The organism is Vibrio sp. A37 (genome assembly GCF_059777565.1).
This window is the reverse complement of record NZ_JBLNLI010000001.1, coordinates 533,077-558,625: the sequence shown is the minus strand read 5'-3', so window position 1 is coordinate 558,625 and position 25,549 is coordinate 533,077. Positions and strand designations below refer to the sequence as shown.

The following is a 25,549-nucleotide window of genomic DNA, read 5'->3' as shown; positions in this document are numbered from 1 at the left end:
ATTTATTGAACACAAAAATATATTGCATCATACGACATGTTAATTCGGCCTTCTTTATTTTGATCGGTTAGCGTGGAATAGTTATCGAACCAATCATCAATAAAAAAACCCCCATAATGTTTGCTGTGCGGTAACCAACCCTTAATATAATCTTTAAAGCTTTCAGAATTTGAGAACTGACGAGTACGTGGCTTTTGCCATATGTTGATATCGGAGAAACCAGCTTTGCCCAACAGGACTCTAAAGCTCGTTAGAGTGTGAAATTGGTATGGATTAGTAAAGTCTTTTCTTTTATCTCTATATTTAGCTGTGTTCTCAAGCAACTCGGCAGCTTTCCACAACTCTTCACACCTCGGGTATATCACTCCCAAAAATATGCCTTTTTCATCTAATTTATTCTTTATACGAGACAAAACACATTCAATATTTTTAATCCAGTGCAAACAGTTGAAGCTGGTAATAATAGAGTATTTTTTATTAATTTTATCTATATTTTCTGCGTCAATATGTAAAAATTCCACCTCTGGAAAACATGCTCTTGCATACTCAATCATAGCCTCAGAGGTATCAATCCCCGTTGTTTTTGCGCCAAGTCGCCTTATACAATCAGTAATTTTCCCATCGCCACAACCAACATCTAACAGAGGTTCATTTTTAAAGTCTACCCCAAGTGATACGATCAAACTCATGGCTTCAGATGCTTGAACAGATGAATTTTTATTATAAAATTCAGCATCTTGAAATAAATTCATAACCTAATCTCTTTATTTATCACCAATATTTTTCAAATTGTAACATAATAAAAAGTAATCATATAAGTGCTAATTACTATTAAGTTTGTATGAAAAATGAAAATTGAGTTTTTTAAAATATTGAACAAGACTATAATATAAATTCACAATTAAAGTACGGCATACTCAAAATATAATCATGTACAAATAATACCAACAGGATAAAATAGATAAAATTGCTACCAAACTTAGGTTATTCCATATGAAAAGCTTCCCATTTACATTCGGTATTATGTCAGCACTGCCTCAAGAACAAATTAACTTGCTTGCTAAGTTAGAAAACAGCACTCAATTATCTCCAACCTTAGTTAAGGGATATATAGGAGAGCACTGCGTAATTGCTACATTATCTGGAATGGGAAAAGTGAACGCTTCGGCTACTGCTCAAATGCTTATTTCTAAATTTAATGTAGATGCATTGATCTTCACCGGCGTAGCGGGCGGCTTAAACCCTGACTATAAAGTTGGTGACGTAATCATTGCCTCTAAAACATTCCAGCATGATTTTGGATACGCTGGTGAACAATTTACGATGCGTGCAGTAGGGCACTTACCAGAAATTGGTTTAGGCTCAGAAGATGCAGATCCTAATTTCGACCTTAGTCAGTTTTGGGCAAGTGAAGCACTCGATAAGATTAAACAGCACGCCTCTATCTTCAGCGAATCTTTTGCCGCTGTAGAAGTAAATAATCAAAGCTACTATCCAAAACTTTTCCTTACTGGCACAGATGCTACTGGTGATGTATTCATTGCCAACAGCGAAAAGAAAGTGCAATTAAGAGAATTAGGCGGTGACCTAGTAGAAATGGAAGGTGGAGCTGTCGCTCAAGTTGCAGCAAACAACGAGGTACCATGCATGATCATTCGTGCAATATCTGATGCAGCCGACCAGCAAGCAGAAATTAACTTTCAAACCTTTTTCGAACAAGTAGCCAGTAACAATGCATCACTAGTTGCAGAGCTTGTAAAAGGTATTGACTTTCCTATCGTTTAATAAGCGTATGTAGTCATTCAATATAGATCATTGGCTTCAAATGATGCCAACGCCATTGATTAAATAATCGATGGAATTTGTATTATTGAAGCCTTTTTAGAGGTGTCGATACATGACTCAAAGCACATTCCATCAAGAAATAATCCAATTAATCGAACAGTGGGAAATAGAGAAACTCTGTAGTCACTATGTCAAAAACGAGTTCCTATGGCATGTAAAAGGGACGGGAAAACTCTCTGCAACCTACACTTCCCAAGAAGAGTATTTTAAAAACGCTCTTAATCGACTAAGCCTCCATATACAAAAAGAGGCAACCATATCCGTCATTGAAAGTTACAGTCTTGGTGAAACATTAATCCTAGAGCTAGAAGGAAAAATGACGACTCTTTCTGGTAAGCCATACCACAATCAATATTGCTGGATAGTCAAAACCCGTCAGTCTAAAATTATATCAATTACCGCTTACCTAGACACACTACTACTAGAACAAGTGATAGACGAATCAGAGAGTGCTGAGCAAATACAACCCGACTAGATATTGGTTTGCATTGTGCTAGCCATATGCAACAAGTGCATAAGCTTATAACTGGAGCGTATGTGGCCCATCTGCTATGTTTTTTGCAAAATTACCCTCTTGATAAATACCTATGAAGTTAAAAGATTTACTTTCTGTAATTGCTATTCCTTTGATTCTCACGGGCTGCTCTGCAATTTCACTTAACCCACAAGCTTCTAGCGTTGTTGTGTCTAATTCTCCAGCAGCTCAAAACTGTCAGTTTATTCGACAAGTTAATGGTCATCAGGGGAATTGGTTTACTGGTGGTTTAACTTCCGACGTTAACCTTACCCAGGGCAGTATGAATGATATGCGTAATGAAGCGGCTCAAGTTGGAGCGAACTATGTCCAAATTATCACGAGCAATAATTTTAAAGCTCCAATGGATGGATTAACAAGCTCGTCAATCACAGGAAATGCCTATCGTTGTAGCGAAGTACAACCGACAAATTCAAATACGCAAGTCGCCACAACTTCCCCAGCGAGTCCTAGCAAATCAGGCAACACGATTATCTATATAAACAAGTAGCAGGTAAAAGGGCTATTCTATGAAAGCCCTTTTAGTTTCTCCTCTTCACGAAGCGTCAGAACTTCATATCCGGTTTCCGTGACCAATACAGTATGCTCCGACTGCGCCGATAATTTTTTATCACGCGTCACCACGGTCCAACCATCCTTTTTCGTTTTGGTTTTAGCCGTTCCTTGGTTAATCATAGGCTCAATAGTAAAAGTCATTCCCGGCTCTAGCTTAACCCCTTGATTAGGTAACCCGAAATGCAATACTTGGGGTTCTTCATGCATTTCCCTGCCAATTCCGTGACCACAGTATTCTCGAACAATGCTATAGCCGTATTTTTCCGCAAACGACTGAATAGCATGACCGATATCACCTAGTTTAGCTCCGGGTTTTACTTGCCTGATCCCCTTCCACATCGCCTGATAAGTGACTTCCACTAATTTTTTAGCGATTGGGCTAGCATCGGGCATAACGTACATTTTGCTAGAGTCGGCTATAAAACCATTTTTCTCCAAAGTAATGTCGAGGTTAACGATGTCCTTTCGACCAAGTGCTTGGTTCGACTTAGGTACTCCATGACAGACAACTTCATTTATTGACGAGTTAAGAACGTATTGATAACCATACTGCCCTTTACTTGCTGGTCGGGCATTCAACTGATTAACTATGAAGTCTTCGACTTTCTCATTAATCTGCATTGTCGACACATTTGGCTTAACATAATCATCTAGCATCTCAAAAACACGCGCGAGTAACTGCCCAGATTCACGCATGAATGCAATTTCCGACTCGGATTTTATAGCCACTCGTTTATTCACGTATCACTCCAACCAGATCAGATACATTATCTGTAGACACCTCTGCAGACTGCATCAGATGCGCGACTATTTCATTAAAGCTTAACTGAGGGTGTAATTCAGACAGCATTCCTATTTTGATCCAAAATTCTGCCTGCGAATTGATTGAACGAGACATCACAGAACTCGCCTTACGGATTTCTTCATGTAACTCTTCCGAAATTTTAACAATACCCATAGATACACAACATATACAAAACGTATACGGAATATATAACTTTAAAACTGAGGTTTCAACAAGGAGCTAGTAAAAAACAAATTTCTTTATCTTATCTTGTTGCATCTTATCATTAGTCAATTTTCTTCATTTTGATTAATAAGTATAAATAAATTACCGCCTATCCATACGAATTTAAAATAATCATGGTTATTTTTACGAAAATAAAGATAGTTTTTACTAAAACCACAATATTTTCTCATCTATATTTATGAACTCTTATGTTTCATAAATGAATTATAAATATCAACAAAACATGATATTTACCGCAATATACATCAAAGTTAAATAACAGAACGATCAATAAAGCCTTCTACTTATACTTATGTAAATAAAAAATTTATTAATTGTTAAAATTTTGTATTGTAAATTGTTTTGTGCATGTTAGCTTAATAACGCAATCACGTTAAAGAGATCGGAACTAATATATTTATTTAAGGAAGATAAAATGAAACTATTTAATAAAATTGGTGTTGTATCTGCTATCATTTTCTCAGGTGCAACTATGGCCGCTGCGTCAGATAATTCATCAGAAGCATCTTATTGCATTAATAATGGCGGTACAGTTGAGACCATGGTTGCTAAATATGGAAATGACATCGATGGTTTTGAAAAACAATTTTGTACATTTACAAAAGATAACGGATTTATTGCAGTCGGTTTGGATGCTTATGCCTCAGAAAAACCAAATATTGCAGCAACATATATTAAAAACTTAGGGCCAATTGAGGAATCATCTAGCCTTTGGGAAGGAAATTATACAAATCCTTCAATGAATGTATGTATGAATTTAGGTGGCTCAACTATTACTTATAGTGTGGTATCTGGCGGGTTTACTAATAATTTGGGAGCATCTGATATCTGTACGTTTGGTGATGGTTCAATGGTTAGCGCATGGTCACTTATATATATGGAAAATGGTCGTACAGATTATGAGCAAGTAAAAAATACTGTTCGTTCTGAGCCTATAAGTATCATGTATATACCTCAATAAAAAATAAATGAGGGTGTATAGTCACCCTCATTTTTTCGGTAATGAAGATTAAACAACCACACCAGTTCGATCATATAAATATTGATTTACTTGACGGATATAATGCAGCTTGAGATAGCACTCAAGATGATACTTAGACTTAACGGAAAACTTGCGTCTTAACTCTAAAATAGCAGCCTCAACAGTTCTTACCGAGCGATTTGTTATCGTCGATATTGTTTTAGAATCCATCTCTAATGCTATTAATTTCAAATAGTTAAGTTGTGTTCTTGTGAGACAGAAACGATCCTGCAAAATTTCGAATGGGGAAAAGAATTCGCATTGACGTTCATCAAAATTAATTTGCTTAATAGATTTTAAATTAAATAATACTTCTAAGTCAGCCTGATTAAAAGTTTTATAAAAATAGAGAGATAGGTTATGAAATAAGTTAAAGTACGAGCTAATTGGGCTGTTGTATTTATCTTCAAACAAAAAATAGAAAGAATCCTTCGCGTGACCAACATCAAACTCTAAAACAATACATCGAATATGTTCGCTTAGGCCAAACTCTTTTATATAAGCATTACGCATCGACTCGGATAACTCCGAAAACCGATCATAAATAGGGCGAATTGAGGACAAGTTCATTGTAGGCTCTTCAAATAAGATACCTAATTTATATAATCCAAATATCATATCTGGTCGTAAAGAGACACAAGTCAGTTGAGAGTGGCGATCGATTCTAGAAAATGAAAAGTTTACGATATTGAGATCAGGTATAATTGCATCCAAGATATCTTGCATTGCCAAAGAACATTTAGATAGCATTCCTTTATTTTTCTCTAATACATCGATTTCACGCTGCGCTAAATCATTAGAGTTTATTGCGATATTAAACCTTTCAAGATGTGTCATACTTACCTACCACTTATATTAACTAAAATACAACCAACACCTCTCCTATAAATAGGCCCTAAAATCTAGAAGTCCATTCTACTTTTTAGCTTAAGCTCGCTGCAATTTACCGTACAAAAAACTTTAAAAATAACACTGTATATGAAGCATACTAGCGGAAACCTGTTGATTAAGATATAGGATTCGAACCAGTGGGGCGATATAGTAGGTAAAATGAATAGAACACGAAATACGTAGTGACTACCAATAAGGTGTTGTACTTAACTATTTCAATTTACTTTTAAATAAAATAGAGTGAATAGATATTCTATTATTTCATATGGGAAGTATGTTACTAAAGATTTAAGTATATAAAAAAAAACAATAAGTATGCCTTTATCTAAAATTCTACTTTTCTACAAAGTTGTACTTTGAGAGCAAAATATAGAAAATGTTTCTAGTCAACATTGATAGGGGCAATGAAAGACTTGTACAAGCCCCCAAAGAATATTTGAATTAAAATTCATACAAAATGACTAAAAACCCAAAATAAATGCTTATATTCAAACCTTCTAGATTAGTTTGAGCATATCCAGTTAATAAAGCTTTTTTAAGCCTTCTTTCTCTGCAATCTCGTCTAATACCTCTGGTGATATGTCCAAACCAGCGTGTTTGATCATTGCCTCTCCAATAGAATCCAGATGAGAACTATCTTGCCAAGAGTCTGATCTCCATAGTTTGGAGCGTTGCATACATTTAGGGCAATGGATAAATGCGCTTTCAATATGTACAACAATTGCAAAATCAGGAACGTGACCTTTTACTTCCATACTTTTAGTCAATGTTTTATCTGTAACGATTCGAGCTTCTCCGCTCACTCTCAACGTTTCAGTCTTGCCTGGTATTATAAAAATAATGCCAATTTTGGGATTTTCTAGAAGATTTTGAAATGTATCTGCGCGTCGGTTCCCAGGGCGATCCGGAATAGCGATATATTGTGAATTAATAATTTTTACAAACCCTGCTGGGTCTCCTTTCGGAGAGAGTGATTGTCCTTCCTGTCCTGAAGTTCCGACAACGATAAATGGGGACTGTTTTATAAATGACTGACACACGTCGTCTAACTGACTCAACACTTTATTTTTTACAGCAGGTGCAACTTCCCCAAGTTGTTGACGAACTTGATCAAATGATTGTACTACACCTTCGAAATCAGAAAATTTATCCATTTTTGACATACCATTAAGTTAAATATATGAAAAGAACATAGATATAATAGGCTATGAAGAAAGTTAATATCCTTTGCAACGAGTGGGATCAAATATAATAAAACCCATCTCAATAGTCACCTAATAATATAAAATTTACTAAATATCATGATTTATATTAATAATATATTCATCGAAGTTGTTGTTTACATAAGAACATATTCTGTGTGGATTTTATACCTGTACTGATAAAGCCGAACGAAAATAACAACTGCTCTCTAATGAAATATTGAGATGTTTGTCATTTCCTACTAGGTTTGAGAAAGGAAAATCGAAACAGTGAATACGTATAAAGGTTGTTTTTATGTCAGTTCGCGTAAGCATATACGCTTGCCTTTTGTCTCTCTTGGTCTCAATGACTTCCTATGCAAAAGAGCCCGTTGTATTGGCAACTGGTGAGTGGGCACCGTATCAATCACAACGCCTTAAACACGGTGGCTTTATCACACAAATTATTGTCGAAGCATTTGAGGAACAAGGTTATAAGGTAGAGCTAAAGTATATGCCTTGGAAGCGCTCGGTAAAAGAGACGGTTGATGGCAATACCGATGGCACATTTATATGGCTTAAGACTGCAGAGCGTGAGAAGCTGTTTCACTACTCAGATCCAGTCATCGCACTCACCAACTCATTATTCTTTCGTACCGATAAATCCTTTCAGTGGACAGAAATTTCTGATTTGTCAGAATATCGAATCGGCGGCCTACAACCCTATTCTTATGGTGTCGATGAGTGGGAAAAACGAGGTGTCTTAAAAATTGAACGAATTTTTATTCCAGAAAAAAATTATCAGAAACTAATGCTAGATAGACTCGATCTTGTCATTGAAGATACAGACGCTGGTATGGAAATCCTTCACAAAATAAACTTAGCACATAAAATTTTTCCTCATCCCAAACCCATCGCCTTTAAACAATACTATTTAATAATTTCAAGAAAATCCCCACGCGCTAAAGAGCTCATTGAAGCATTCAACCAAGGCTTCAAAAAAATAAATTCTGACGGCCGACTCAAGAAATATCGTGAAGCTTCAAGTCGAGGTGAGTATATCGTCGAATAATATACTCAAAAGCTTTTTGAGCTTGGATAAAAACAACATAAGCCACAGATCACATTTTCACCCAATCACTTCAATTTAATTCCGCAAAATACAAAATTTGAAGAATTAACCTAATTCAAATATCGATAAACTGTTTTTAAAATGGAATTAACCTGTCGTTAACTTCATGAACGGCGTAATACCGTTGGCCACTATAAAGCCTAGGAGCAATTGTGAAAAAATTCCTTATTCTTTTTACTGCCCTATTCCAACTCACAGCTTGTTCCCCTGGGAGTAAACCACAAGCTCTTGGAACATTAGAGCGAGATCGTATTACTTTTACTGCAACATCGAATGAAATAATTCGGGCGCTCCCCGTGCAAGAAGGCAGTGCAGTAAAAATTGGCGAAGTCCTCGTCCAACTTGATACTAAAAACCAACAAGCTGTGCTCGCACAATCGATTGCACAAGAAGCACAAGCTCGAGCTTACCTCTTGAAGTTAACAAACGGTGAGCGACCACAAGATATTGCTTCAGCCCAAGCCAATGTATCTCTTGCCGATGCGCAGCTTACAGAAGCAGAAAAGAGTTATAAACGTACTTATGAGTTAAGAAAGAAAAAGTTGATAAGCCAGTCTGATCTGGACTCAGCACTCGCAAATAGAGACTCCGCAAGAGCGAATTATCGCTCTGCCTACGAGGAATTTGAAAAATTTACTGCGGGATCGAGGCCAGAAGATGTGGCTCAAGCGAAAGCTGAGCTTGACGCTGCCATTGCTGAGGTATCGCTGGAGAAACAAAAGCTTGATGAACTCACTGTGGTATCTACTCGTAATGGCATCTTAGATAACCTTCCCTACAACTTAGGAGAGCGAGTTCCCACTGATGGAATTGTTGCTGTGGTTCAGGCCAACCGTATTCCATACGCGCAAGTCTATGTCCCTGAAACCTACCGCACTCAATTTGTCCCAGGCAAAAAAGTTACCGTTCATGTGGATGGCGTTAAGAAAACTTTTCAAGGCACGGTTCGTTGGGTTGCTACCGACCCGTCATTTACTCCTTACTATGCGCTGACTGAGCAAGATCGATCTCGTCTAATGTACATGGCAAAAGTAGACTTAGGAGATTCCGCAGCAAACCTTCCTTCAGGTATCCCCGCTCAAGTTGATTTAGTTAAGGATGACCAATGACCGAATACGCCATTCAAGCCCAAAACGTTGTAAAGCGTTTTGGCGAGTTTACTGCGATTGAAGGAATCACTCTCAACGTCCCTAAAGGGAGTATTTACGGATTTCTCGGTCCAAATGGTTGTGGTAAGTCTACAACTATTCGAGTGCTCACTGGCCTTCTCACGCCAACAGAAGGCTCTGTCGACGTTTTAGGGTTGGAAATTCCTCGTCAGTCTGAATTACTACGCCTAAAAATTGGTTATATGACACAAAAATTTTCTCTTTATGAAGATTTAACAGTTGAAGAAAACTTACAGTTTATCGGGCAAATTTTCGGAATGGGCAGAAAGCCCTTAACTAATCGTGTTAATGAGCAACTTCAAACTTATGGATTAGATCAACGCCGCAAGCAAAGGGTCTCTGGCATGAGTGGAGGTCAAAAACAGCGCCTCTCCCTTGCCGCCGCAACCATGCACAACCCTGAATTACTGTTTCTTGATGAACCCACATCTGCGGTTGATCCGGAAAATCGGCGTGAGTTTTGGGAGCAACTTTTTGATCTCTCCGATCAAGGCACCACGATACTAGTCACCACTCACTATATGGACGAAGCGGAACGTTGCCATCGGCTAGCAATTATGGAAGCTGGTCTTATTCGAGCAGATGGAGAACCGTTATCCTTAATGGACGAAATGGGGGTCAATATCGTGGAAATCAGCGCAGATGGCCTCCGAGCACTGAAAGAAGCATTACTTAAAATGCCTGAAGTGCGTTCTGCTGCTCAGCTAGGTATTCGTTTAAGAGTTTTGATTAGTCGCGAGGTACTTAATCCTATCGCTTGGCTTAAAGCCAATTTCACTGGGCTTCAGCAAGCAGAAATGAATCTTGCTCGGCCAAGCTTAGAAGATGTTTTCGTATCTGTAACAGGGACGGGAAGACAATGAATTCAATTAACCGAATTAAAGCCGTGGTAACCAAAGAGCTGAGGCAGTTGTCTAGAGATAACATCACTTTTGCGATGGTTGTAATGATTCCTCTTATTCAATTGTTATTATTTGGCTATGCCATTAATACTAACGTCAGAAATATTCCTGTAGCCGTCGTAGACCAAAGCCAAAGCGCAGCTGGCAGAATATTAGTGGAATCAGTTCGCGCGACACAGGTCGTCAATTTCGTGAAATACTACGCCACTCCTAAAGAAGCAGAACAAGCAATTCAAGACGGCGTCGTTAGAGCAGCTTTGATATTACCAAGAGATCTCACCCAAAGAGCCGTTCAAGGGCGAGTGTTGGGTCAGTGGATAATAGACGGCAGTGACACAATACTAAGTAGTGCTATCATGGCCCTACAGAATATGCCAGTGGGGGATACAGCCATTGAAATACGCCCCTCACAAACAAATACATTTGAAATGACCTTGTTCTACAACCCTAGCAGTCGATCCGCCGTTAATACGGTGCCCGGGTTACTGGGGATTATATTAACAATGACAATGATCTTGTTTACAAGTACCGCCATTGTTAGAGAAAGAGAACATGGAAACCTTGAACTGTTAATTACGACACCGGTTAGCTCATTTGAGCTCATGGTAGCGAAAATAATTCCATATATTGGAGTCGGGCTTATTCAAGCAACAATCATTTTAGCGCTCGGACACCTTATTTTTGACGTGCCGATCAATGGTGCATTATCACAGATTTTCTTGGCAACCTTGTTATTTATCGGCGCTAGTTTAACCCTCGGATTAGTGATTTCTACTGCCGCAAATACTCAGTTGCAAGCCATGCAAATGACGTTCTTTATCTTGTTGCCCTCAATACTTCTTTCTGGGTTTATGTTTCCCTATGAAGGTATGCCCGTTGCAGCACAATGGATAGCAGAAGCCCTACCAGCTACGCACTTTATGCGCATGATAAGAGGAATTGTATTACGTGGCGCGGACTTAATTGGGCTGTGGAAAGACACGCTATGGATGGTTGGATTTATGATTTTGGGTCTTGCTTTTGCATCACTTCGATTTAAGAAATCTTTGGACTAACCCACACTTCCATTTGCTTAAAATGCCAGCAGCAGCGCTGGCATTATTTTTTACATTTTCAACATGGAAAATTTAGATTTTCTGCTCTAACTTTTAGGAAATAAAACAACAAATCAAGCTAGGGATCCGGCGATGAAAAACTTCTATTACTTTAAGTTATTCGATACCACCGAACTATTTATTTTTTACTAACTTTCTCAACTGCTATAAACAATACCGAAGTATCCATGCGCCCTAAGCCTTCTTGTTGAAGCTGGGCGTATTGTTTGTCGACCTGCTTTACTAATTGCAGATCCAAACCCAACCTTTCCGCTTCATCTAAGCAAAAGCCCAAATCTTTTCGCATCCAATCAATGGCGAATCCAAAATCAAATTTGTCCTCTGCCATTGTTACTGCCCGGTTTTCCATTTGCCAAGAACCTGCAGCACCATGCTTTAACGTATCTACAACTTTAGAAATATCTAGGTTGGATTTTTCAGCCAGAAGTAATGCCTCACTGAGCCCTTGCAATACACCAGTGATGCAAATTTGATTGACCATTTTGCAGCGTTGGCCTTGACCATTTTCACCCAGTAAAGATATTTGCTTCGAGTAGGCTTCAATAACCGGTGCCACCTGCTCAAATACGGAACTCTCCCCCCCGCACATCACAGTTAAAACTCCATTTTCAGCCCCAGCTTGTCCTCCTGAGACAGGGGCGTCAATGAAGGTATTCTGTTGTTTAGCACATGCGTTTGAAAGCTCAATAGCTAGCTCCGCTGAAGTCGTTGTGTGATCGACCAATACCGCACCTGTTTTTAAACCAGCGAGAATACCATCTTCACCATACACTACGCTTCGCACATCATCATCATTACCAACGCAAACAAATACGACATCACAATCTTCTGCTGCCATTTTGGGGGTTGCTTGATACGCACCTTGGTACTCTTCAATCCAACGTTGAGATTTCTCTGTAGTGCGGTTGTAAACCGTGGTCTGATAGCCGGCTTTTTGTAAATAGCCCGCCATTGGGTAACCCATAACCCCTAAGCCAATAAATGCCACTTTTGTGATTGTCATTCCTCTACTCCCAACCGTTACTCTCAAACTTCAATTTTATTAGAAGGCTAAGCATAGCAAGTCAGGTCAAGCTTGAATACTGTTGACGCTTTACGCAACTTATTGGCAGTATAGGCTTGTGTTACCCATTGAAATTACTAGAGCTTGAGAGAATCAAGGTAAAGGATACATGAAATACGTTTAAATGGAGGATGGTTTGTCACATACAATCGATTTTGGTAAAACAGCGAAAGACTATGCTACTCATCGTGAAGGATTCCCAGCCGAACTACTTACTCGTTTGAAACCATTTGGTATCGGGTTACCGGGTCAACATATTGTTGATTTAGGAACAGGTACTGGAACTTTAGCCAGACAATTTGCGCAGCAAGGCGCTCTTGTTACAGGGGTCGATATTGCACCTGAACTCATCGAACAAGCAAAACGACTCGATGAAAAAATGGCAGTCTCAATTCAGTATCAAATCAGTGATTCTGCGTCACTAGAGTTCGAGAGTCATTCTCAAGATGTGATAACTGCGGGTCAATGTTGGCATTGGTTCGATGCAGCAGCAACGGCAAAGGAATGTTTACGAATTTTACGACCAGGAGGGACAATTGTAATCTGTCATTTCGATTGGTTACCATTGCCAAATAATGTCGTTGAACTGACAGAGTCGTTAATACTTAAGCACAACCCAGTCTGGAATATGTCTGGAGGGAGTGGCCTCTATCCTCGTTGGCTATCGGATCTCGCCGAGGCAGGCTTTATTCATATCGAAACATTTAGCTTTGACTTGGATGTCAAATACAGCCATATTGACTGGCGTGGTCGTATTCGAGCCAGTGCTGGAGTGTCTGCCTTCCTCAATGAGTCTGCCGTCAAGCAATTTGATAGTGACCTTAAAACATCACTAAAGAAACACAACCCCGAGAGCATTATCCACGTGCCACATAGAGTGTGGGCTGTAGTAGCAAAACCCCCTACCAATCAATAATGAATCATAATGATTTCATCAACTCTATAAATAATATTTAGATTATTTTTAATAAATAACAAGAACAATCGACTTACTATATTACCTGGGTATAGTAAATCTAATTTATAATTTAAATAGTAAATATAAATAATACTATTGACTGTTAAGCAAGTCATAAAATATGGGTATTCAATGCCCATATTTATTCTTCTTGATACTTTATAATCTTAGAAAAATAACTATTAAACAGTCCAGTTCGCTAAATGGAAACTATAACTAAAAAACCAGGCAGGCCAAGTGGCTCAAGCAGTGATGTAAGAGAAAAACTCATCTCTTGTTCTATAGATCTGTTCCTATCTATGCCTTACAAAAATATAACCACCCGATTAATTGCAAGTAAAGCTGGAGTAAGCAGCTCACTCATTCGATACTACTTTGGAAACAAAGATGGGTTATATGAGTCGGTAATTGAGTCTATATTCTCCCCACTTTATATCCCGTTTGAAAACATGTTGAGACAAGCAGACTCTTCATCCTTATTTGACTTTTTTGTAACGTTATTTGAAGAACTAAAGAAAAACCACCAGCTACCAAGATTAATATACCAGGTTATCAATACACCTGAAAATGATAGAAATAAAGAATATCTCAATAATACGATAAAGTGGTTTACAAATAAGGTTGACGATGAGTTTTTATCAAGACTTGTTAAAAATAAAGTCATTAGACAAGACATCAAGCCAGAATTTTGCACCATATCTTGGATTAGCTTGATATTAAGTCAATTTTTATTTAACCCTAAATTTTTTGACTCGATAAAAGACAGTCATTCTAAAGAGCAATATTTTTCTGATCTTATTCAACATAATTTAAGTGTTATGCGACATGGATTTATTGAATAGAACCATCTCCGCTCAGTTATAAACTGAGACACAAAACATCTAGGCTTAAGCTATTTGTATGAGCTTAAGCCTAGATAATAAATATTTGATTAATGAGTCTGACTCTCGAGTTGTGCAAGGCTCGCGTCAGTAGGATGACTATCCTGCTTTTCAGAAGTTTTGATACCCAACGTCTTGCACGCTTCTTCTCGAGTCATATTTAGATGATGCATATACAAAGCAATTGCGACTTCCCAACTGTTATCATTCATAAGTGTCCTCCCTATTCATTGACCTTAGTGGAAAGCCTTGCTTTTACATGTATCACGGCTTAACTGTCTATCTTTAAAGTAATTGCCTAATGTTTGGCATGCCTCTCGATGGCTCGTATCACGTTGAAACATGTAATTGGAAATAGTCATTTTCCAAAGGCTATTGGATATATAGGCTCCTAGGTTGCTACAGTTCATGGCGCTCTCCAAAAAGTAAATCTGGTTATTATTTTTTAAATTAGCTCCAACTTAGAAATATATTCCGTTATAAGACCAAATAAAAAGAAACTATAATAAATATACACAAACGTTTGTTTACGAAGGAGAGTTTACATTATTTTTGAGGCTAGCATACATATCGAATAACGAAAACACTGTTCAATTTTAATTTACTAATATATCCAAGATTTGAGCAAATATCAGTGATTATTAAAGTTTAGGTTATACTAATATACAAGATATATATACTATGAATTCATCATATTTTAATTAAGTGACAAACTCAGCCTAGATACTATAAGAGTAGAATACTTGTTTTGCAAACCAAGCTAATTTGAAAACAATTCGGTACTTGACATAAAATATACAATAAAGTACTAATTATACTAAGTTGTATATTCTATTCATCACTTGAGAGGTAAACTATGAACGGACAAAATCAGGTCATTCCCCAAGAAACGGACAAACCGATTGTTCTGGTCAGGGAAGAAGTATCAGCGTTATTACCAAAACTCGATACCTTTCAATTGATGAAGTCTCTATTTCTTAGCTTGAGCCAAAACACAGCGATTCAACCCCCGCAATCTCTCACTCTTTTTCCAGAAAATAAAGGGGACTTCATTACTTACCTAGGCGTACTAGCAAATGAAGGCGTATTTGGATCTAAGCTCTCTCCATATATCGTTGACAGCGATAAATCAATCATCACTGCATGGAGCAACTTAATGTCAATGTCAACTGGGCTTCCACTACTACTGTGTGATTCGAGCCAATTAACTGTAGAACGTACCGCTGGAACAACAGCAGTTGCCATTGACTATCTAGCGAAACAAGATAGCCGCCACCTAGCTTTGATTGGTAGCGGTCAAGTCGCCATAGCTCACCTAGCACACACTTTGAGGTTACGTCAGTGGCAAACTATTCGTATCTATTCTCTTAACATCAAGAACAATTTCGAACTTATCTCACAGCTTCATTCACTTGACCAACGAATTGAAATCGTCGATTCGGCTCAACAATGTGTCGACAATGCTGATGTCGTGATGTTGTGTACTTCCTCAGCAACACCCGTTATTGACACGCAAGATATCAAGCCTTCTGCACTTGTCACTTCAATAAGCACCAATGCTATTAATGCTCATGAGGTAAGCCCAGAATTTTTAAAGATTGCTGATGTTTACTGTGATTATCAATTCACAACGCCCAATAGTGCTGGCGAAATGTTACTCGCCAATAAATCTTTCGGTTGGGATAATAAGGAAATTAAGGGAGATTTATCTCAACTTGTCGCTGAAAATTGCCCGCTTCCAGCTTATGATAAACCTATCTTTTTCCGCTCAATTGGACTTGGATTAGAAGACGTCGCCATGGCATACGGTATATGGCAACTTGCAAAGGAATCATTATGAAAATCAGAGAATTTGGCGTAGAAATTTGGATGAACGACTATGAGAATACATGTCGTTACAACCTAGCCGAAACCTGTGTAGAATCACTGACTGTAGAGCAGTTGTTAGATTTGTCTGGTAAACGAGACTCTATTTTAGATGAGCTCTTACCGATGAAGCTCACCTACGGTGCAATTGAAGGTTCAGATCGACTAAGGGACAACATCACTCAGCTCTACAAAAACCAAAATCGGGAGAATATTCTCGTTACTCACGGCGCCATTGGAGCAAATGCTTTGATCTACTCTACTCTGGTTTCTCCAGGGGATCGCGTTATTTCCGTATTACCGACTTATCAACAACACTACTCTATCCCAGAAAGCTATGGTGCCGATGTTCAGATTTTGCCTTTAAAAGAGGAGAATCAGTTTCTTCCCGACTTGAATCAACTCAAATTATTGCTTAACGAAAATACTAAGCTTATTGCCATCAATAACCCTAACAATCCGACTGGGGCATTGATGGATGAGACTTTTTTACAACAACTTGTAGAATTAGCTCGTTCATATGATGCGTACATTCTAAGCGACGAAGTGTATCGAGGTACAGATTCACACGGAGATGGATTTACAGCTTCAATAGCCGATATTTACGAAAAGGGTATTGCGACTAGCAGTATGTCTAAAACCTTCTCACTCGCGGGATTAAGATTGGGCTGGATTGCTGGACCAGAGGAAGTCATTCATTCCGTTTGTATTCACCGAGATTACAATACCATTAGCGTAGGAATGCTGGATGATCATTTTGCCTGTATCGCGTTGGAAAATAAAGAAGCGATACTTGAGCGTAGTCGAGCAATTTGCGAAACCAACCGAGCCATCCTTGATGAGTGGATAGCCCAAGAACCAAAGCTATCTTACATAAAACCCACATCAGGGACCACTGCACTACTGAAGTACGATTTTGACGTACCTTCAAAAGAGTTCTGCATCAAGCTACTCGATGAAACCGGAGTTATGCTGACTCCAGGGAGTGCCCTAGATATGGAAGGTTATGTCAGAATTGGGTATGCAAATAACAGCGAAGTCCTATCAACTGGGTTAGAAAAAATTTCTCAGTACCTGACACGCCTCTAATGAAACTCCCCCTAAAGTAGCTGTGAGTATTCCATGTCTTTTGTAAGAAATATGAGGCATGGGACTCTCTCTAATAACGCGCTAATACTCACCTATCCAAGCCGATTTTCACACAAGATTAACGCAGGAAATTTGCAGTTACTATCTCTACGCCCAAACCGACAATTGTGATATATATCCAACTACAATCAATATTATACTAAAGTATACCAACATTTAGAGAAAAAATAGAATATTGTCCTGCACTAGCACAGACTTTTCGGGCTTATACCAAGCTAGATACGATAAACCAGTAGGTGTATCATGTCGCGCTTTCGCTGATACTTAAGGCTAGTTTTGAAGAGACCATATGAAAAATACCAATAAATCGTCTCCCTAGAAACTCCCATTACTTTCATCCGAAAACGTGCTGTTAGGAGTGGCGTACAAACGCTATTCCGCTCAATTAGCAAACTCAATCATATGTAGGAACCGTTGTCTCGGTACAAACCGTTCCTAGCGCTTTAAAAAATTAAGCGTCATCAACTCAGTAGGTTTTAGTGTGAGAATAAAACGTAGTATCTCCCCGATTGCTTTACTATTTTCTTCCGTTAGTGCAATCCTCGGCTCCGGCTGGCTATTTAGCGCATATTTTACCTCGCAGTTAGCAGGTCCAGCTGCACTACTAGCTTGGATAATCGGTGGAGCAACCTCCATCGTCATTGCCTTTGTATTTGCTGAACTATGCACGGCATTCCCTGTCACCGGATCGAGTACTCGAATACCTTTACTCAGTCACGGGACACTAGTCAGTTTCGTTTTTTCTTGGGTTATTTGGCTCTCCTACATGGCACTAACTCCTACCGAAGTTCAAGCGGTTGTCCAATACGTCGCATTTTATTTTCCTAATTTAACCTACGCTCAAGGAGGATTAACCTCTCAAGGTTATATTGTCGCAACTGGTCTAATGTTGGTAGTGAGCGCTGTTAATACTTACTCGCTTCATTGGCTTATTCGAGCAAACAACGTTCTAACTTACCTAAAGCTCATCATTCCAATTATTTTGTCTTTGGTCATTTTGGCTTATTTCCACCAGCCTTCTCATATTGTTCACAAAGAGGCGGGCGGATTTGCACCATTTGGAATGCATGGCGTTTTTGCTGCCATCACTTCTGGCGGTATTGTTTTCGCTTTCACAGGATTTAAGCAAGCCGCTGAATTAGCAGGAGAAGCGAAAAATCCAGCCAAAGCATTGCCTATTGCTATTATTGGTTCCATCGTTATTTGCTTAATCGTATTTCTTCTTCTTCAAACAGCGTTTTTAACATCTATGACTGGCCACAACCTTGCAAATGGATGGCACAACTTAAATTTAAGTGGAGCAATGAGCCCGCTGGCAGCTACCTTGCAGCAAGACCACCTGACTAAGCTGTTGCCTTTACTATACATTGGCGCATTAGCAGGGCCACTAGCTTCAGGTTTAATGTATTGCAGCAGCTCGAGCCGCTCACTTTTCGGCATGAGCAAGAACGGTTATTTACCTCTTTCACTTCAGCGTATCACTACTCATGGCAACCCTATTACTGCCATTATGGTGAACTTTGTCGTGGGAATGCTGATGTTCGCTCCATTACCAGGATGGGACAAAATGGTCGGTTTTTTGTCTTCACTGATGTCTCTAACGTATGCCATTGCACCTATTGCACTACTAGCATTACGTCGACAGATGCCAGATATCAAACGCCCATTTAAGCTTCCTTTCACTCCAGTTTGGTCGTGGCTTGCATTTTATATTGCAACACTAATGTCTTATTGGAGTGGCTGGGAAACCGTATCCAAAATTAGCTTAGCCTTAGCGATTGGATTAGTGCTGTTTTTTGGTTATCACTGCTTCACTGAGCGAGGACGATCTTTCAAAATAGACTGGAGAGAATCTACTTGGATGTGGCCTTATTTTATTGGATTAACACTGCTTTCTTATATTGGTGACTTTGGCGATGGGAAACACTTGCTGCCATTCGGCGTAGATTTGATCGTTATCGGTATATTCTGCGCACTCATTATGATGCTCGCGCTGCACTACCGCCTCCCTGACGCTAACACGAAAAAATATGTCAGCACATTTACCGAACATAGCTTGTCCAACTAAGAATAAAAGCAGCTTGGGATAGCAAAGCCCATACTTTCTCAAGCTGCGCGTTGCTGTTCGACACCTAAACAACCTTAAGGTGTTAGTCGCTCAGAGCTATCGTTCGCACCATTCAGTCATTATCAATGGCATATATAAAGTGATTGAACATAAATCTTCATTATAAATGCTGAGAAAATAATATATGATACTAATAGAAAAGTATTAGAAAAGGAAGCAACATGTCCAAGACAATTCTAATCACTGGTGCAACAGATGGCATTGGAAAATTAACCGCGACTAAGTTGGTTGCTGAAGGTCATCACGTATTAATACACGGCCGAAACCTCGAAAAACTGGGAATAGTCGAGCAAGAACTGAAACACTTACAAGCTGGTACGTGCGAGAGTTATTGTGCAGATATTTCAGTGATAGAAGAAGTCATTACGTTGGCAGAGAATATCCGTCGCCACCATTCACATATTGATGTGCTGATAAACAATGCCGGCGTTTATAAATCCGACTCCCCAATAACCGAAGACAATCTGGATGTACGCTTCGTTGTTAATACTATTTCACCCTATTTATTAACAAAAGAGTTGCTACCGATTATGGATGCAACTAGCCGAGTGATTAACCTCTCTTCAGCGGCTCAAGCCCCTGTCGATATTGATGCTCTACTTGGTCGACGTCATATAGAAGAACCATTTAACCCTTATGCACAAAGTAAACTCGCTATTACAATGTGGACAAAACATCTAGCCCGCACACTTGGAAATGACGGCCCGGCTTTTATCGCCGTAAACCCAGGTTCTCTTCTTGCCAGTAAAATGGTGAAAGAAGGGTTTGGTGTGGAAGGAAAGAGTCTTAATATAGGTGCCAATATTTTGATTCGTTTAGGCTTAAATCAAGAGTTTTCCCAAGCTTCAGGTCAGTATTTTGATAATGACATAGGCCAATTCACTGAGCCCCACCCAGAAGGTTTAGAAGCGAGCGTTAATGAGGAGCTAGTTCATTCAATGGATGCATTACTGCAGCAACTAAACACACATCAGTCTGCTATCGTCTGATAAGTTTTGGCCTAAACATTTATAATTGCTACAAAATAGGTATCGATTATGCAAATACAGGCAACAGTAAACTACCATGTTCAAAGCAATGTCCAACAAGCTTATCAAATTGATGTGGATGGAGAGAAAGGTAAGCTGATCTCTCCTGAACTCATACCTACCGAAGTCACCGTTTATGACGTGCGTGATATTGGTATGCCTTCATTTTTCAAAGACAGTTTAGAGTTTGTTGAGCACCTTTCTTGCGTCGATAATTTTGATAGCACTCTAGGCTGGGAAATTGAATATAACCAAGAAGTCACCAAGCTGCTCCTTGAAAGGTTATCTGCGAAAGAGGTTATTGTGTTTGATAATACTGTTCGCATTGATAAGCCATGCTCTGAACGCCAACCCGCCCGCAATGTGCACACAGACTACAGTAAACGTGGTGCGCAAAAGCGACTAATTAGCTTAGTTGGACAAAACAGAGCAAAAGAATGGCAGCAAGAGCACTTCGGATTCGTGAATTTATGGCGTCCAATTCAAGATGTTATCACCAGTGCTCCACTAGGTTTCTTGCAGCCTCAAACGGTAAACGAAAATGATTGGGTCACACTGGATCTTATCTACCCCGATAGAACTGGGCAGATTTTGGGCCTCGTTTACAATGAGTCTCACCGCTGGACTTACATGTCTAACATGACCCCAAAATCAATCGCTATCTTCAATATCTACGATAACCAAGGTCTCGATGCCATTGGCCACAGCGCTGTCGATATCAGGTCATCAAATCCGATTCCGACAATACGACGAAGTATTGAGACAAGGACCTTAGTGCGCTACTGATTTTGAAAAAACAATCGTTCACTCGATAACGACACGGGTAACCTAATTCAATCATTCTTTAAACAAATCCAAACTTCGTTGTAAAAAGCTTACTATCTCATCAATTTAAATCTTAGTAGGCTATTGGTATTCCTTTTTCCACGTGTTATAACGACTCGCTTATAGAGCAAACTAACCACAAGTATTCGAACTACAAATCTAATACTTAAACGTTGGAATTATGTATATGCATATAGCCAGAAATCACTCAAGCTCCTTAAGGTTACCCCTATTAGCCTTCTTTGTTTTGATTGCCATGTTGCCTCCATTCTCCACGGATATGTATCTGCCATCATTCAGTGAAATACAAACCACGATGCATACCAGCTTTTCGTTGTTGCAACTCAGTTTGACATTGTTTTTGTTCGGTTATGCCTTCGCCCAGATTGTGTTTGGACCTTTATCTGACCGCTATGGACGCAAACCCATTCTGGTTATTGGAATGGCTGTGTTTTCTGTGTTCTCGTTGTTGTGTGCGTTCGCGATTAAAATCGAATCATTTTTGGTGTTTAGAGCTGTTCAGGCTCTGTCTGCTGGAGCGGGTGCTGTCATCACATATGCCATGATAAAAGACTTATTTCCTGAGGAAGAAAGGCTTCGTTATTTAGGTGTTATCTCTGCTTTAATGGGAATCGCCCCCATAATCGCGCCACCCATTGGCGGATATTTAGCGACCATGCTGAATTGGAAGGCGATATTTATCGTATTAGCAATAATAGGTTCTATATTAACGGTATGTGCGATTATTTTGCCAGAAACCACACCTAGAAAAGTGAAACTAAACCTGAAGCAGCTTGGCGAGTCCTATAAGGATCTACTTGGTAATACGAAATTTATGACCCCAATTTTGATTGGTGGTTTTGCGTTTTCTGCCTTGTTCTCATTTATTGCGAGTTCTCCTGATGTCTATCAGAACCTATTTGGAATTGGAACAAGAGACTTTGGTTACTATTTTGCCATCAACGCATTTGGGTTCATGTCAGGAAGTTTTTTTGCTGCAAAATGGGGTGTGAAGTATTCTCCACTTCGTCTTTGTCTCATTGGAGCCCAATTGATTGTACTTGGCAGCCTCTCTCTGTTTTTATCTTATTGGTTTTGGTCAAGCCTATGGGGAACAATTATATCGTTATTTATAGCAACCTTGGGTGCCGGAATCGCAATACCTTCCAGTATCGCAATTGCAATGAGATATATTGAAAAAGAAGCAGGTCAAGCTTCATCGTTAATTTCATTTATTCAGTTTTTTATGGCAGCACTTGTGAGTATGATTGTCAGCCATATCCACTACACTAGTATTCTACCATTAGCGGCTATGCTGCTAATTTGCGGTACTATTGCTTTGGGTTTATGTTTTCGTGTTCAGAAATCTTAGACATCGAAAAGCGCTCAACAAAGCGCGGAAGTTAAACTAGCACTTACCATTTTGTAGTGATCGTCCTTGAAAAAGTAGAGAGGCACTAGTCGCCTCTCTATTTGTAAATCAAAAACTCACATACTGTAAGCCGTTACATAATGATTACCTAGTCACTCATTGGACTGCAGGGCTTCACAACTTATTGCATCTTCAGCACTATCCACACTCGCTGGAACGTAACGGATTTCACCAAGATTGAACTCTACCGCTTGCTCGCTATAAAGTAAGAAAGCAGTATTAACATTGGAAAAATTCATACCCTGTTGTTCAAAGCACTTTAATGGCACCTTGATAGTTGTCCAGTTCGTGTCATTTTCTGAAGATGCTGCTGGCAACAGGCCACTAATGTTCACTTCACCTTTGCATGGCCATTCGCAGTGCGTTGAAAGTATGAATGAATTTGGCGCTGCACTTTTCATATCAATATCAAACTGTAGTGTTGACTCGGCATTGGTATAGCTTGAATGATCTTTTCCTAGGCCATCGATGGTTTGCATGTAAACTTGTGCTGCTGATTCACCAGAAAAGACAACATTGATAGCATCTTGTTGGTGCTTGTAGTTAATTGGCGTGGTGGTTATCGAGCCTATTGATGTGACACTACCGTTAGACACAGATTGACCGCTCCAACCGTTGTCAGCACCACTGATGTAGGCACTGAACTCTCCAGTAGACAGTCGACCATATATTTCTAGGTTATCTGTTGCAATACCATTATCTGACTCCGTTTGACCACACCCATAATCTCTAGGATCAAGTGGTATCTCATTTAAATCAGTGTCTACATTCAGCCGACTGCTCTTACCATAAGATAAACCATAACCATATGGAAATAAGGGCTGATTTTCACCGTCAATGTCCTGTTCAAATTCTGGGGTTTGATAATCCGCAATATTGGGAGCGTGGCGATTGATTGTGGTCGCACACTTTTTCATCGGCCAAGAATAGGAAAGTCTACCTGTAAAGTCCTTGCCATTCACATTAAATAAAACGTCTGTGATACCGCCAGCTTCAGTGCCTGGTAACCACGCCGCAACAAAAGCATCTGAATTATTTATCTCTTCATTGACGTACAAAGGCCGTCCAGAATAAAAAACTGTCACAACCTGAAAACCAGCCTTTTTTAATTCTTTGATCTTGTCTAAGTCAGCCGAGTAAGTTGACTTGATTGATGAAAACTCTAATGTTTGCGTGCTTTTAATATCCCCCATCATTTCTGCATAAGGGTCTTCCCCGATGACAACAATAGCGATGGCTCCTTCAGGAGCGAGAGAGGCTTCGGTGTAAACATTTTCAGCACCAATTTGCTGTGTTAGTGCCGTCAACATGGTCGACGCACCCGGAAAATCAGCAATGGCATTTTCACTACCTTGCCAAGTTAAGCTCCAGCCACCAGTCTGCTTTTGAATATCATTTGCAGCCGAGCCTGCTATTAAATAACTCTGCTTTTTGTTTAGCGGTAAAATACTGTCATTATTTTTTAGCAACACCAACGACTCACTCACAGCTTCACGAGCCAAAGCTCGGTGCTTTTCTGAGCCCAAAATGTCATCTCGTCCAGCAAACTCCCTTTTTGAGGGTTGTGGTTTACTCCATAAGTTAGCACGCATTTTCACGCGTAATATTCGAGTTACCGCATCATCAATTCGAGCTTCCGGTATTGTTCCATCCTGAACCTGCGCGATCACGTTGTTATAAAAAGCTTTCCAATCACTGTTTGCGGTGACCATGAAAACATCATTTCCTGCATTTACTGCTGCCGGGCAATTACTCGCAGAACAACCATTAATTTCAGATTGACCATTCCAATCCGTCACAACTAGGCCATCAAATCCCATTTTATTTTTAAGTACGTCAGTAATGAGGTATTTACTACCATGAATTTTATAATTGTAATCACCACTTCCTGTATGATCGTAATTCGCTTCATTGTGCCAAGAGTTAAAGGAAGACATAACGACTTGCGCACCAGCGTTTAGGCCAGAAAAGTACCCAGTCGCGTGAATATTTCGCAAATATTCTTCACTATAATGATTCTCTCCTCGGTCTTCCCCGTCTAGTGTTCCACCATCGCCAACCCAATGTTTTACATTAGATATGACGTTTGACTCACCTTTTAGACCTTTTGCACCACCTTGCAAACCCTCTACCATTCTACCTGCATATTGATAGATGACTTCTGGGTCCTCAGAATAACCTTCATAGACACGCCCCCAACGGTAGTCTCTAGGAGCAGCAACGGTTGGAGCAAAAGTCCAGTCTAGACCTGTAGCAACAATTTCTTTAGCTGTCGCTTCGCCGATTTTTTCAATGAGATCAGGATTATGTGCTGCTCCTAAACCAATATTGTGAGGAAACACCGTTGCACGATACACGTTGTTATGACCATGTACCGCATCGGTTGCCCACATAAAAGGAACTCTAAACCCCCGGCCTTGATACGCTTCTTCCAAAGCCAGATAAAACTCATCTGCTTCAGCTACCCAGTCTTCAGCCGTTGCATATTTGTTGTCATTTGGCCACGCACCACCGCCATTTAATATTGAACCTAGCTTATACTCTTTAGCTTCTTCAGGTGTCACTTCAGTCAAATTAGGCTGAACCATCTGACCGATTTTTTCTTCAAGTGTCATTTGGGACAAAATATCTATAATTCGACTTTCAATCACTGGGTCTTTCTTCACTTCACTGTTTATTTGAGGCCAGTCATCGAAATAAGGAACACTAGATGAATGCTCCCCGTGCTGATTCGACTTGGCATGTAATGAATAGCTGACGCAAGCTGCAGCCAATATCGTTAAGCTTGAAACTGCTGTTTTCTTAAGGTTCATATTTTCTTCCTAGTCATGTACTTCAAAACT

At 39.5% G+C, this 25,549-nt stretch carries 24 protein-coding genes; 16 read left to right on the top strand and 8 right to left on the bottom strand.

The annotated features are described in order from the left end of the window. Positions 1 to 2: 2 nt before the first annotated feature. Complete coding sequence (locus tag ACM2FC_RS02355; RefSeq protein ID WP_498479219.1) at positions 3 to 752, bottom strand: methyltransferase domain-containing protein; 750 nt, start codon at positions 750 to 752, stop codon at positions 3 to 5. Between the two features lie 241 nt (positions 753 to 993). On the opposite strand from ACM2FC_RS02355, the gene ACM2FC_RS02350 reads away from it, so the two are divergent. From ACM2FC_RS02350 to ACM2FC_RS02340, 3 genes are all read left to right on the top strand, one after another. Then, a complete protein-coding gene (locus ACM2FC_RS02350; protein WP_498479218.1) occupies positions 994 to 1,785 on the top strand; it encodes a 5'-methylthioadenosine/adenosylhomocysteine nucleosidase in 792 nt (263 codons plus the stop codon). Between the two features lie 112 nt (positions 1,786 to 1,897). Then, the gene (locus ACM2FC_RS02345; protein WP_498479217.1) at positions 1,898 to 2,320 is read left to right on the top strand and encodes a nuclear transport factor 2 family protein; all 423 of its coding nucleotides are present in this window, start codon (positions 1,898 to 1,900) and stop codon (positions 2,318 to 2,320) included. Between the two features lie 112 nt (positions 2,321 to 2,432). Then, a complete protein-coding gene (locus tag ACM2FC_RS02340) occupies positions 2,433 to 2,870 on the top strand; it encodes a DUF4156 domain-containing protein (RefSeq protein WP_498479216.1) in 438 nt (145 codons plus the stop codon). Positions 2,871 to 2,887: 17 nt separating this feature from the next. On the opposite strand, the gene map is transcribed toward ACM2FC_RS02340, so the two are convergent. Both map and ACM2FC_RS02330 read right to left on the bottom strand, forming a co-directional pair. Beyond that, positions 2,888 to 3,676, bottom strand: a complete 789-nt coding sequence (gene map / locus ACM2FC_RS02335) for a type I methionyl aminopeptidase (protein ID WP_498479215.1) — start codon at positions 3,674 to 3,676, stop codon at positions 2,888 to 2,890. Next, a complete protein-coding gene (locus ACM2FC_RS02330) occupies positions 3,669 to 3,893 on the bottom strand; it encodes a ParD-like family protein (RefSeq protein WP_498479214.1) in 225 nt (74 codons plus the stop codon). The genes map and ACM2FC_RS02330 overlap by 8 nt, the downstream gene beginning before the upstream one ends. Before the next feature lie 487 nt (positions 3,894 to 4,380). Here ACM2FC_RS02330 and ACM2FC_RS02325 point away from each other — a divergent pair, with 487 nt between their 5' ends. Then, on the top strand, positions 4,381 to 4,926 hold the full coding sequence (locus tag ACM2FC_RS02325) for a hypothetical protein (protein WP_498479213.1): 546 nt from the start codon (positions 4,381 to 4,383) through the stop codon (positions 4,924 to 4,926). Between the two features lie 48 nt (positions 4,927 to 4,974). Here ACM2FC_RS02325 and ACM2FC_RS02320 read toward each other — a convergent pair whose 3' ends face one another. Both ACM2FC_RS02320 and ACM2FC_RS02315 read right to left on the bottom strand, forming a co-directional pair. Then, the gene (locus ACM2FC_RS02320; RefSeq protein ID WP_498479212.1) at positions 4,975 to 5,823 is read right to left on the bottom strand and encodes a hypothetical protein; all 849 of its coding nucleotides are present in this window, start codon (positions 5,821 to 5,823) and stop codon (positions 4,975 to 4,977) included. Between the two features lie 575 nt (positions 5,824 to 6,398). Next, a complete protein-coding gene (locus ACM2FC_RS02315) occupies positions 6,399 to 7,031 on the bottom strand; it encodes an MSMEG_1061 family FMN-dependent PPOX-type flavoprotein (protein ID WP_498479211.1) in 633 nt (210 codons plus the stop codon). Between the two features lie 343 nt (positions 7,032 to 7,374). On the opposite strand from ACM2FC_RS02315, the gene ACM2FC_RS02310 reads away from it, so the two are divergent. The 4 genes from ACM2FC_RS02310 to ACM2FC_RS02295 all read left to right on the top strand — a co-directional run bounded on the left by ACM2FC_RS02310 (position 7,375) and on the right by ACM2FC_RS02295 (position 11,316). After that, the gene (locus tag ACM2FC_RS02310) at positions 7,375 to 8,130 is read left to right on the top strand and encodes a substrate-binding periplasmic protein (protein WP_498479210.1); all 756 of its coding nucleotides are present in this window, start codon (positions 7,375 to 7,377) and stop codon (positions 8,128 to 8,130) included. 212 nt (positions 8,131 to 8,342) lie between these two features. Beyond that, positions 8,343 to 9,299, top strand: a complete 957-nt coding sequence (locus ACM2FC_RS02305) for an HlyD family secretion protein (protein WP_498479209.1) — start codon at positions 8,343 to 8,345, stop codon at positions 9,297 to 9,299. Next, positions 9,296 to 10,222, top strand: a complete 927-nt coding sequence (locus ACM2FC_RS02300; RefSeq protein ID WP_498479208.1) for an ABC transporter ATP-binding protein — start codon at positions 9,296 to 9,298, stop codon at positions 10,220 to 10,222. Before ACM2FC_RS02305 ends, ACM2FC_RS02300 begins: the two co-directional genes overlap by 4 nt. Beyond that, positions 10,219 to 11,316 (top strand): ABC transporter permease, encoded by a 1,098-nt coding sequence (locus ACM2FC_RS02295; protein ID WP_498479207.1) that lies wholly within the window; start codon positions 10,219 to 10,221, stop codon positions 11,314 to 11,316. The genes ACM2FC_RS02300 and ACM2FC_RS02295 overlap by 4 nt, the downstream gene beginning before the upstream one ends. A gap of 178 nt (positions 11,317 to 11,494) precedes the next feature. Here ACM2FC_RS02295 and ACM2FC_RS02290 read toward each other — a convergent pair whose 3' ends face one another. Next, positions 11,495 to 12,379, bottom strand: coding sequence for an NAD(P)-dependent oxidoreductase (locus tag ACM2FC_RS02290; RefSeq protein ID WP_498479206.1), 885 nt, complete (start codon positions 12,377 to 12,379; stop codon positions 11,495 to 11,497). Between the two features lie 196 nt (positions 12,380 to 12,575). Here ACM2FC_RS02290 and ACM2FC_RS02285 point away from each other — a divergent pair, with 196 nt between their 5' ends. Further along, positions 12,576 to 13,355, top strand: a complete 780-nt coding sequence (locus ACM2FC_RS02285; protein WP_498479205.1) for a class I SAM-dependent methyltransferase — start codon at positions 12,576 to 12,578, stop codon at positions 13,353 to 13,355. 245 nt (positions 13,356 to 13,600) lie between these two features. Then, the gene (locus ACM2FC_RS02280) at positions 13,601 to 14,239 is read left to right on the top strand and encodes a TetR/AcrR family transcriptional regulator (protein ID WP_498479204.1); all 639 of its coding nucleotides are present in this window, start codon (positions 13,601 to 13,603) and stop codon (positions 14,237 to 14,239) included. A gap of 89 nt (positions 14,240 to 14,328) precedes the next feature. Here the strand turns inward: ACM2FC_RS02280 and ACM2FC_RS02275 are convergent, their stop codons facing one another. After that, positions 14,329 to 14,490: a hypothetical protein gene (locus tag ACM2FC_RS02275; protein ID WP_498479203.1), complete on the bottom strand. Its 162-nt coding sequence runs from the start codon at positions 14,488 to 14,490 to the stop codon at positions 14,329 to 14,331. A 644-nt stretch (positions 14,491 to 15,134) separates the two neighbouring features. Here ACM2FC_RS02275 and ACM2FC_RS02270 point away from each other — a divergent pair. The 6 genes from ACM2FC_RS02270 to ACM2FC_RS02245 all read left to right on the top strand — a co-directional run bounded on the left by ACM2FC_RS02270 (position 15,135) and on the right by ACM2FC_RS02245 (position 22,646). Continuing rightward, a complete protein-coding gene (locus ACM2FC_RS02270) occupies positions 15,135 to 16,118 on the top strand; it encodes an ornithine cyclodeaminase family protein (RefSeq protein WP_498479202.1) in 984 nt (327 codons plus the stop codon). Continuing rightward, positions 16,115 to 17,233 carry an aminotransferase gene (locus ACM2FC_RS02265; RefSeq protein ID WP_498479201.1) on the top strand — a complete coding sequence of 373 codons (1,119 nt, stop codon included), beginning with the start codon at positions 16,115 to 16,117 and terminating at the stop codon, positions 17,231 to 17,233. Before ACM2FC_RS02270 ends, ACM2FC_RS02265 begins: the two co-directional genes overlap by 4 nt. A gap of 541 nt (positions 17,234 to 17,774) precedes the next feature. After that, positions 17,775 to 19,361: an APC family permease gene (locus ACM2FC_RS02260; RefSeq protein WP_498479200.1), complete on the top strand. Its 1,587-nt coding sequence runs from the start codon at positions 17,775 to 17,777 to the stop codon at positions 19,359 to 19,361. Between the two features lie 221 nt (positions 19,362 to 19,582). Continuing rightward, positions 19,583 to 20,410: an SDR family NAD(P)-dependent oxidoreductase gene (locus ACM2FC_RS02255; protein WP_498479199.1), complete on the top strand. Its 828-nt coding sequence runs from the start codon at positions 19,583 to 19,585 to the stop codon at positions 20,408 to 20,410. Positions 20,411 to 20,458: 48 nt separating this feature from the next. Continuing rightward, complete coding sequence (locus tag ACM2FC_RS02250; protein WP_498479198.1) at positions 20,459 to 21,235, top strand: CmcJ/NvfI family oxidoreductase; 777 nt, start codon at positions 20,459 to 20,461, stop codon at positions 21,233 to 21,235. Positions 21,236 to 21,461: 226 nt separating this feature from the next. After that, a complete protein-coding gene (locus ACM2FC_RS02245; protein ID WP_498479197.1) occupies positions 21,462 to 22,646 on the top strand; it encodes a multidrug effflux MFS transporter in 1,185 nt (394 codons plus the stop codon). A gap of 152 nt (positions 22,647 to 22,798) precedes the next feature. On the opposite strand, the gene ACM2FC_RS02240 is transcribed toward ACM2FC_RS02245, so the two are convergent. After that, on the bottom strand, positions 22,799 to 25,519 hold the full coding sequence (locus ACM2FC_RS02240) for a glycoside hydrolase family 3 protein (RefSeq protein WP_498479196.1): 2,721 nt from the start codon (positions 25,517 to 25,519) through the stop codon (positions 22,799 to 22,801). Positions 25,520 to 25,549 lie beyond the last annotated feature (30 nt).

Bases quoted from the DNA above. Each gene is read 5' to 3' on its own strand.
- ACM2FC_RS02355 (WP_498479219.1), bottom strand. From the start codon at position 752: ATGAATTTATTTCAAGATGCTGAATTTTATAATAAAAATTCATCTGTT.
- ACM2FC_RS02350 (WP_498479218.1), top strand. From the start codon at position 994: ATGAAAAGCTTCCCATTTACATTCGGTATTATGTCAGCACTGCCTCAA.
- ACM2FC_RS02345 (WP_498479217.1), top strand. From the start codon at position 1,898: ATGACTCAAAGCACATTCCATCAAGAAATAATCCAATTAATCGAACAG.
- ACM2FC_RS02340 (WP_498479216.1), top strand. From the start codon at position 2,433: ATGAAGTTAAAAGATTTACTTTCTGTAATTGCTATTCCTTTGATTCTC.
- ACM2FC_RS02330 (WP_498479214.1), bottom strand. From the start codon at position 3,893: ATGGGTATTGTTAAAATTTCGGAAGAGTTACATGAAGAAATCCGTAAG.
- ACM2FC_RS02325 (WP_498479213.1), top strand. From the start codon at position 4,381: ATGAAACTATTTAATAAAATTGGTGTTGTATCTGCTATCATTTTCTCA.
- ACM2FC_RS02320 (WP_498479212.1), bottom strand. From the start codon at position 5,823: ATGACACATCTTGAAAGGTTTAATATCGCAATAAACTCTAATGATTTA.
- ACM2FC_RS02315 (WP_498479211.1), bottom strand. From the start codon at position 7,031: ATGGATAAATTTTCTGATTTCGAAGGTGTAGTACAATCATTTGATCAA.
- ACM2FC_RS02310 (WP_498479210.1), top strand. From the start codon at position 7,375: ATGTCAGTTCGCGTAAGCATATACGCTTGCCTTTTGTCTCTCTTGGTC.
- ACM2FC_RS02300 (WP_498479208.1), top strand. From the start codon at position 9,296: ATGACCGAATACGCCATTCAAGCCCAAAACGTTGTAAAGCGTTTTGGC.
- ACM2FC_RS02295 (WP_498479207.1), top strand. From the start codon at position 10,219: ATGAATTCAATTAACCGAATTAAAGCCGTGGTAACCAAAGAGCTGAGG.
- ACM2FC_RS02290 (WP_498479206.1), bottom strand. From the start codon at position 12,379: ATGACAATCACAAAAGTGGCATTTATTGGCTTAGGGGTTATGGGTTAC.
- ACM2FC_RS02280 (WP_498479204.1), top strand. From the start codon at position 13,601: ATGGAAACTATAACTAAAAAACCAGGCAGGCCAAGTGGCTCAAGCAGT.
- ACM2FC_RS02275 (WP_498479203.1), bottom strand. From the start codon at position 14,490: ATGAATGATAACAGTTGGGAAGTCGCAATTGCTTTGTATATGCATCAT.
- ACM2FC_RS02270 (WP_498479202.1), top strand. From the start codon at position 15,135: ATGAACGGACAAAATCAGGTCATTCCCCAAGAAACGGACAAACCGATT.
- ACM2FC_RS02265 (WP_498479201.1), top strand. From the start codon at position 16,115: ATGAAAATCAGAGAATTTGGCGTAGAAATTTGGATGAACGACTATGAG.
- ACM2FC_RS02255 (WP_498479199.1), top strand. From the start codon at position 19,583: ATGTCCAAGACAATTCTAATCACTGGTGCAACAGATGGCATTGGAAAA.
- ACM2FC_RS02250 (WP_498479198.1), top strand. From the start codon at position 20,459: ATGCAAATACAGGCAACAGTAAACTACCATGTTCAAAGCAATGTCCAA.
- ACM2FC_RS02245 (WP_498479197.1), top strand. From the start codon at position 21,462: ATGCATATAGCCAGAAATCACTCAAGCTCCTTAAGGTTACCCCTATTA.
- ACM2FC_RS02240 (WP_498479196.1), bottom strand. From the start codon at position 25,519: ATGAACCTTAAGAAAACAGCAGTTTCAAGCTTAACGATATTGGCTGCA.